At 47.7% G+C, this 266-nt stretch carries 1 protein-coding gene; it reads left to right on the top strand.

Going from position 1 to position 266, the window contains the following annotated elements; genetic code table 11:
- A partial coding sequence (locus D1841_RS18370) for an ATP-binding cassette domain-containing protein (RefSeq protein ID WP_166554399.1) occupies positions 1-266 on the top strand: 266 nt, incomplete at both ends.

Here is a 266-nt window from a genome sequence, read left to right on the forward strand (position 1 = left end):
ATCTTTCCGATGAAGAAATGGAAAAGAAAGTGGATCAAATGCTGGAGATGGTTGGTATTCCTGCCAGCAGAAAGAGAGAGTATCCGCATCAGTTTTCCGGTGGTATGAAGCAGCGTGTAGTAATCGCAATCGCCCTGTCTTTGGAACCGGAGCTGCTTATTGCCGATGAGCCAACTACTGCCCTTGATGTTACCATTCAGGCGCAGGTGCTGCATATGATGCGTCAACTGAAGAAAAACCTGGGAACTTCCATTCTCATCACCCAC

The sequence above is a fragment of the Neglectibacter sp. X4 genome (assembly GCF_009917365.1).
GTDB lineage: Bacteria > Bacillota > Clostridia > Oscillospirales > Acutalibacteraceae > Acutalibacter.